Raw genomic sequence first — 7,488 nt, forward strand, 5'->3', positions numbered from 1 at the left:
TGAGGACAAGGACCATGCGGGCTTTGGGCATCGAAAGCAGTTGTGACGAAACCGCCGCCGCCGTGGTGGAACTGACGTCAGGGGATCTCTTGGCCCGACCCATCCTGCATGCCAATGTGGTGCATGGTCAGGTGGAGGTGCATGCCCGTTACGGCGGGGTGGTGCCGGAGTTGGCCAGTCGCGCCCACATCCGCAACATTCAACCGGTGATCGCCCAGGCGTTTCAACAAGCGGGACTCTCCCCCCGACAGATCGACTGCGTGGCCGTGACCGCCGGACCGGGTCTGATCGGCGGTCTGCTGACCGGCATGGCCGCGGCCAAAGGCCTGGCGTTGGCTCTGGAGTGTCCCCTGGTGGGGGTGCATCACATGGAAGGCCATCTGATGAGTCCCTTCCTGGACCCGAACGCCGGCGACATGGATTTTCCTTTCGTGGCTCTACTGGTCTCCGGCGGTCACACCCTGCTGTTGCACGCCCGGGCGTTCGGAGACTATCACCCCCTGGGTCGCACCCGGGATGACGCGGTGGGCGAAGCCTTCGACAAGGGGGCGCGCTTGCTGGGATTGGGTTATCCCGGTGGGCCGGCCATCGCCACCCTCGCCCTGGGTGGCGACCGTCAGGCGATGCCGTTTCCCCGGGCCATGCCGGGACGGGAACAGTTGGATTTCTCCTTTTCGGGTCTGAAGACCTCCCTGCGCACGTTTCTGGGGCAACATCCGGAACGGATGCAAGAAGAATCCTGGCGGCGGGACGTGGCGGCGTCGTATCAAGAGGCCATCGTGGATGTGCTGGTCAGCAAATCCCTGGCCGCCTGTCGGCAGACCGGAGAAAAACGTCTGGTGGTGGCGGGTGGCGTGGGGGCCAATCAACGTCTGCGGGAACTGTTGCGGGAGCGCGCCGAAAAGACGGGAATCCAGGTCTATTTCCCCCCGCTGTCTTTGTGTACCGACAACGGGGCGATGATCGCTCTGGCCGGATTGCGGCGTCTGGAGGCCGGTCAGCGGGATGGATGGGAATTGAATGTACGGGCACGTTGGCCCGTGGAAAAAATCATTGAAAAAAAAGAAGGGGTCTGGGGGATTCATCCCCCAGGACTTTGACTTTTCTCTTTCCTCTTCTTTTTTTTCATCAATACAATCAATTTACTCTCTTCAATCATCCTTTTACAACTCAACCCTTTATCCACGAACCAGACATCCACCATGCAGACATCCAAAACAGCGATCATCGGCGCCGGTTCCTGGGGCACGGCTCTGGCTACGGTACTGGCCAGCAAGCTTCCGGAAGTCACCCTGTGGTGCCATGAGCCGGAAGTGGCGGAAGGGATCAACCGCATCCACCACAACCCCTTTTTCCTGAAAGAGTTCCCCCTGCCCCCCAACATCGTGGCCACCACCGACCTGACCCAGACCGCCCGCGATCATGCCATTCTGGTCATGGTGGTGCCGACCCAGTTCACCCGTGGGGTACTCAACGCCATTCGGGAGGTGGTGACACCGGAAACCCTGTTCGTCTCCGCGAGCAAGGGGGTGGAGGCGGCCACCATGACCCTGCTTTCCGACATTCACATCGAAATCCTCGGAAAAACCCTCGGGGAAAAAAGCTGTTTTCTCTCCGGTCCCTCCTTCGCCCGGGACACCATCATGCGTCTTCCGGCGGCGGTGTCCATTGCCGGCATCGACTTCGAACGGGTGGAACGGATACAAAAACTGTTTCACACCACTTGGTTTCGCACCTACTCCACAGACGATGTGGTGGGACTGGAACTGGGAGGCGCCTTGAAAAACGTCATCGCCCTGGCGGCGGGCATCTGCGACGGACTGGGCATGGGTCACAGCGCCCGGGCGGCGCTCATCACCCGCGGTCTGAACGAAATGCTGCGGCTGGGCCTGCAACTCGGCGCCAGACCGGAGACCTTCTCCGGACTGTCGGGACTGGGGGATCTGCTGCTCACCGCCACCTCGGACCTCTCCCGCAACCGCACCGTGGGGGTGCGCCTGGGCAAAGGGGAGAGCCTGGAGGCGATCCAGAAAGGCAGCCACGAAATCGCCGAAGGCGTGCGCACCGCCGAAGGCGCCCATCGGCTGGCCATGAAACTGGCCATCGACATGCCCATCACCCGTGCGGTATTCGGCATTCTGCACGAAGGACTCACCCCCCTGGACGCGGTCCGGGAGCTGATGGAACGGGATCTGAAACCCGAACACAACCCACCGGACCTTTAAAATCCCATGAAAACCAAACTCGCCAAACCGGGAGGCACCCACACCCGGACACGCCCGGTGATCGGCTGGCGGGAGTGGGTCAGTCTGCCTGAGCTGGGGGTGGAACGGATCAAGACCAAAATCGATACCGGTGCTCGCACCTCGGCCCTGCACGCCCTGGACCCCTTCCTCATCACCCGGGACGGGATCCATCTGGTACGCTTTCGCCTGCATCCGATGCAACGCACCAGCAAACCGGAACTCCTGTGCGAAGCGCCGCTGGTGGACAACCGGGCGGTGGTCAACTCCGGCGGCCACTCCGAACACCGCTTCGTGATCCTGACCCGCATGATCTTGGGCGGGCGGGAACTCGACGTGGAGATCACCTTGACCGACCGGGCACCCATGGGCTTTCGCATGCTGGTGGGACGCACGGCCATTGGACGCACATTTCTGGTGGATCCCGGACGGTCGTTCCTGGTATCCCGGAACAAGACGGAGGAAAGATGAGAATCGCCATTCTGGCCAGAAATCCCGAGCTTTATTCCCACAAGCGGCTCGTGGAGGCGGCACGGAGTCGGGGACACGAGGTGGAGATCATCGACACCTTGAAAGTCTATATGAACATCTCCTCCAATCAACCCACGGTGCGCTACGGCGGCAAGGTGCTGAACGGCTTCGACTCGGTGATCCCGCGCATCGGCGCCTCCATCACCTTTTACGGTCTGGCGGTGCTGCACCAGTTTGAAATGATGGGAGTCTATCCCCTCAACAGCAGCGAATCCATCGCCAAGTCGCGAGACAAGCTGCGCTGTCTGCAACTGTTGGCCGGAGCCGGAGTCGGACTGCCGGTCACCGGATTCGCCCATGCCACCCAGTTCACCGACGATCTGATCCAGATGGTGGGCGGCGCGCCGGTGGTGATCAAACTGCTGGAAGGCACCCAGGGAATCGGCGTGGTGCTGGCCGAAACCCACCGCTCGGCCAAAAGCATGATCGAAGCCTTTCGCGGCATGGACGCCAACATTTTAGTCCAGGAGTACATCAAGGAGGCCGCCTCCGCCGATATACGCTGTCTGGTGATCGGGGAACGGGTGGTGGCCGCCATGAAACGCCAAGGCAATGAAGGCGATTTTCGCTCGAATCTCCATCGGGGGGGTCAGGCCACCTCGGTCCGCATCACCCCGCAGGAACGACAAACCGCAGTGCGGGCTGTCAGACTCATGGGGCTGAATGTGGCAGGGGTGGACATGCTGCGCTCGGATCGGGGTCCGCTGGTGATGGAAATCAACTCCTCCCCCGGTCTCGAAGGGCTGGAAAAGGCCACCGGCACGGACGTGGCCGGAAAGATCATCCATTTTCTCGAACAAAAACAAAATAAAACAAAAAAAATCAACACCACCACCTAAACTCAAGGACCGGATACCATGTCCACAACATCACACAAAATCGCCGGAGACATCTGGGGAGGATTGGCGGCCATGCTGGTGGCCCTGCCCTCCGCCATCGCCTATGGGGTGGTGAGTTTCACCCCTCTGGGGAGCAGCTATCTGGGGGTCGGGGCCATGGCCGGAGTCATGGGCACCGTCGTGCTGGGACTGATCGCCCCGGCCATCGGCGGCGCACCCCGTCTGATCACCGCGCCGTGCGCCCCGGCGGCGGCGGTGCTTTCCGCCCTCACCGTGGAACTGCTGGCCGGAACCCAGGCCGCGTCCTCCGTCACCCCGGAACAGGTGCTGTTGCTGCTGGCTGTGGTGGGACTGCTCTCCGGCATACTCCAGATCCTCTTCGGGGTTCTCGGAGGCGGCAAGGTAATCAAGTTCATCCCCTACCCGGTGGTCTCCGGTTATCTGAGCGGCGTGGGTGTGCTGATTTTCTTAAGTCAGGTGCCCAAACTCCTCGGCTGGCCCAAAGGCACCACCCCCATGCAAGGACTGTTCGACCCCTCCTTGTGGCAATGGACCGGTATCGTGGTGGGCATCGCCACCATCATCGGCATGAGCCAGGCTCCCCGACTCACCAAAATCGTTCCGGCCCCCATCATCGGACTGATCGCCGGCATGACCACCTATTTTCTCATCGGACTGGGCCATCCGGAACTCTATCAACTGGCGGGCAACAAACTGCTGATCGGCCCCATCGACGTGGATTTCACCGCCATGACACGGGGCATGGAAGACCGTTGGAACGCGGTCGGCAAAATGGGCATCAAGGATCTGGTGGCCATACTGGTTCCGGCCTTGACCCTGGCGGTACTCCTGTCCATCGACACCTTGAAAACCTGTGTGGTGGTGGATGCCCTGACCCGCTCCCGGCACGACTCCAACCGTACCCTGATCGGTCAGGGCGTGGGCAACGTGTTGACCGCCGTGGTGGGCGGCATGCCCGGCGCCGGTACCATGGGCGCCACCCTGGTGAGCGTCAACAGTGGCGGTCAGACCCAGCTTTCCGGACTGCTGGAAGGGGTCTTCTCCCTGGTGGTGCTGCTGCTTTTCGCCCGTCTGATCGGCTGGGTGCCCATCGCCGCCCTGGCGGGAATCCTCATGGTGGTGGCCTACCGCATGTTCGACTGGCACAGCTTCACCATGCTCAAACAGCGTACCATGATCCTGGATTTCTTTGTCATCGCCGCGGTGGTGGTGGTGGCGGTCGGGTTCAACCTGATCGCCGCCGCCGGGGCCGGAATCGGCTTCGCCGTGATTCTCTTCCTGCGGGATCAGGTGCGCACCTCGGTGGTCAGACGGCGACGCCATGGGGATCAAGTCTCCTCCAAACGCATCCGTCTGCTGGAAGAAAAAGAGATCCTGGCCGCCAACGGTCAGGTGACCACCATCGTGGAGTTGCAAGGCAACCTCTTCTTCGGCACCACAGACCAGCTCTTCACCAGCCTGGAGGCCGACATCAAGACCTGCCGATTCCTGATCATGGACATGCGTCACGTTCAATCGGTGGATTTCACCGGCATTCGCATGCTGACCCAGATCGGCGCCATGTTGAAAGAACGGGAAGCCTACCTGATCTTCAGCGAACTGCCCGTCTCCCTGCCCACGGGACTGGATCTGGGTGCCTACTTTGAACAAACCGGCCTGCTGACCCATGGGGACAACATCCGCCTCTTCCCGGAACTGGACGCGGCCATGGAGTGGATCGAAGATTGGTTGATCGACGAAAACCGCAAGATCAAATCCGGAGAGGAACGACTGTTGAACTGGAGCGACATCCCCTTGTTGCGGAATCTGCTCAACGAAGAAAGCACCGCAACCCTCGCCTCATCCGCCGAAGAAAGAAGCCTCAACGCCGGTGACAAGGTGTTCAATCGTGGGGACGAAGGCGATGAACTCTACCTGATCCGCCGGGGCCAGGTGCGCATGATGTTGTCGTTGCAAGACGGCAAAAGCCTGACGTTGGCGGTCTTTGGACGGGGGCACTTCTTCGGCGACATGGCTTTTCTGGATTATGGCCGCCGCTCCTCGGACGCTCTGGTGGACACCCCGACGGATCTGTACGTCATCTCCCGCAAACGCTTCGAGGAACTGGCCAAAAGCCATCCGGATCTGGGCTACCACTTTTTCAGCCGCCTCGCCCGCGCCCTCTCCCACCGACTGCGCTACACCAACGCCGAATTGCTGGCGTTGAAGGAGATGTAATTCGATACCGGACGACACACCAGCAACGATCGCCCATCGGCGCTGCCCGATGGGCGATCCGGAAACAATCGCCCCTTGAACTCCCTGCCACAAAAACGCCCCCTGTCGACTTTCAGACACGCCAGCCGGTCAAACCGGGGCTGTTTTGTGCCGGGCGGGCGTATTCCTCTTCAAGCCGGACAGAATTGCTTGAGCGTCACAAAAGCGAACTCCTGATACCCCTTGATCGACTCTTCATCCAACTGATCCATGATCGGCAGCACTTTCGATTCAAAGAAGTCCTGGCCCGCCTGGATCCTGTCATCGCTCACGATCTCCCACTCTGGTCCCAATTGAGACATCAAGCTGCTTGGATCAGAAAAGTTGGGTATTGACATGGACCTCTCCACACAAACAATAACAAAATTTTGACACCGGGCAAAAAAACGAACAAGCCCGACAGTTTATTCCACGGTTAGCAACATCAGCACCAATTCAAGAGTGACCACGTCCATTGCCCTGCCGGTCCCATCCTTGCCGGTACCAACCCGGAGTGGTCTCGCTCGCGGGAACTCACGATCCCGCACATGACGTCCTGGGCAGTCATGACGCACACTACGCAAAACAAGAAAAGAGTGAAAAAAATCCAACACCCCATTCTTGAAAACACTATATCCCATTCAGGTTATGGGTGTACATAGGCATTGTAAACGGTTCCCCATCCAGTTTAATCCGCAACGTGACAATCTTCGGCTGGGAACGGTCAAAAACAACCACTTCAGATCGATCATGCACCATAAAAAAAGGATAGGCATGTTTGTCGCTTGCAGTGGCGTCCAGCACAAACCGCAGCAGACACTCCTGTTTTCCATACGATTGCGCATCACTGACTTCGACAATCCAAATATATTTGGGCATATCCATCAGAAAGACAGGATTGACCATCCGTGCTTTGATGGATGCCCTCATCCGACACAGAAATGATTTATAAGAATAGGATGTCGCTATAAAATACCGAACGATGCGCGTTCTCCCCTTCAAAAAGGAGAGATCCAGTCCGAACCAGTTCAGATCCAGATTGGTGAAAATCTGGTTCATGTACCCATCCACCCGCTCGGCTGACAGGAAGATCTTTTCGGGCAAAGGCACCAGAAAGCCGTTGATGGCATCCATCGCATATTTTTCATCAGGCTCCTTGACCGGTCCGAGGAGCTTGTAAGGAAAATTATTGTCGTCATTCACCACCAAGGAATTGATCAATTGAAACGACGAGATGCATTCATCCTGGGTGCAGAGGCTCAACCAATCCGGTTGCAACGGACCATGACCCACAATGGCGACCGCGTGTTCATGCGCTTTCAAGATGCCGAACACCGGAAACCCGGATTCTATATAGCTGTACATATAAACAAGAAAATTATTATGATAACCGGCCACTTTGGTGTGACGACCCACCATGTAATCATGATGTAACCGTTCAGCCCAGTAAAACGCTTCAGGCGGTCTGAAGCATCAAAACAGCCTACCTGGGCAGGAGAGAAGGGGCAGTTTGACCTCGCAAATTCGCATGGATTGCCTGCATCAGGAATTCGAGGACATTGCGTTTCTGTTGGCGACAGGTGGCAGCCACAGTCATGATCCGTTCCGCGAAGCGACTT

General features: G+C 58.7%; 7 protein-coding genes. 5 read left to right on the forward strand and 2 right to left on the reverse strand.

Annotated elements, in window-relative coordinates; genetic code table 11:
- Nucleotides 1-14 precede the first annotated feature (14 nt).
- The 5 genes from tsaD (at nucleotide 15) to HQL98_04470 (ending at nucleotide 5,851) form a co-directional block, all read left to right on the forward strand.
- A complete protein-coding gene (gene tsaD / locus HQL98_04450; GenBank protein MBF0271318.1) occupies nucleotides 15-1,100 on the forward strand; it encodes a tRNA (adenosine(37)-N6)-threonylcarbamoyltransferase complex transferase subunit TsaD in 1,086 nt (361 codons plus the stop codon).
- 102 nt (nucleotides 1,101-1,202) lie between these two features.
- Nucleotides 1,203-2,225 carry an NAD(P)-dependent glycerol-3-phosphate dehydrogenase gene (locus HQL98_04455; GenBank protein MBF0271319.1) on the forward strand — a complete coding sequence of 341 codons (1,023 nt, stop codon included), beginning with the start codon at nucleotides 1,203-1,205 and terminating at the stop codon, nucleotides 2,223-2,225.
- A gap of 6 nt (nucleotides 2,226-2,231) precedes the next feature.
- On the forward strand, nucleotides 2,232-2,714 hold the full coding sequence (locus HQL98_04460; protein ID MBF0271320.1) for an ATP-dependent zinc protease: 483 nt from the start codon (nucleotides 2,232-2,234) through the stop codon (nucleotides 2,712-2,714).
- Entirely contained in the window at nucleotides 2,711-3,613 is a 903-nt protein-coding gene (gene rimK / locus HQL98_04465; GenBank protein MBF0271321.1) for a 30S ribosomal protein S6--L-glutamate ligase, read from the forward strand. The genes HQL98_04460 and rimK overlap by 4 nt, the downstream gene beginning before the upstream one ends.
- Nucleotides 3,614-3,631: 18 nt before the next feature.
- Nucleotides 3,632-5,851: an SLC26A/SulP transporter family protein gene (locus HQL98_04470; GenBank protein MBF0271322.1), complete on the forward strand. Its 2,220-nt coding sequence runs from the start codon at nucleotides 3,632-3,634 to the stop codon at nucleotides 5,849-5,851.
- Between the two features lie 170 nt (nucleotides 5,852-6,021).
- On the opposite strand, the gene HQL98_04475 is transcribed toward HQL98_04470, so the two are convergent.
- Both HQL98_04475 and HQL98_04480 read right to left on the reverse strand, forming a co-directional pair.
- On the reverse strand, nucleotides 6,022-6,162 hold the full coding sequence (locus HQL98_04475; protein MBF0271323.1) for a hypothetical protein: 141 nt from the start codon (nucleotides 6,160-6,162) through the stop codon (nucleotides 6,022-6,024).
- Nucleotides 6,163-6,499: 337 nt separating this feature from the next.
- The gene (locus HQL98_04480) at nucleotides 6,500-7,288 is read right to left on the reverse strand and encodes a hypothetical protein (protein ID MBF0271324.1); all 789 of its coding nucleotides are present in this window, start codon (nucleotides 7,286-7,288) and stop codon (nucleotides 6,500-6,502) included.
- Nucleotides 7,289-7,488 lie beyond the last annotated feature (200 nt).

Source organism: Magnetococcales bacterium (assembly GCA_015231755.1).
In the GTDB taxonomy this organism is placed as follows: Bacteria; Pseudomonadota; Magnetococcia; order Magnetococcales; family Magnetaquicoccaceae; genus Magnetaquiglobus.